Here is a 255-nt window from a genome sequence, read left to right on the forward strand (position 1 = left end):
CTTCTGGGGAAGCCCGCTCAAGGAAGCGAGGTCCTGGAGGAGGCCCTTGAGCTAGCGGGGGAGGGGGCCCGGAGGGGAGCGGCCCTGGCGGAGATGGCCCTCTGCCACCTGGCCCTGGGACGGAAGAGGCTGGCGAGGCGGGCCGCCGGGGAGGCCCTGGAGCTTCTGGACACCCACGCCCCGGCCCGCGCCCGGGTGCTGGTGGCCCTGGCGGAGCTCTCCCGCCGGGAGGGGAAGGAGGAAGGCGCCCTGGCC

Annotated in this window: 1 pseudogene; it reads left to right on the forward strand. The window is 76.1% G+C overall.

The features are described from left to right. Positions 1-255 (forward strand): annotated as a pseudogene (locus tag ACYQ0J_RS00545) (tetratricopeptide repeat protein); the annotation flags it as partial.

The organism is Thermus sp. FJN-A, from assembly GCF_054655095.1.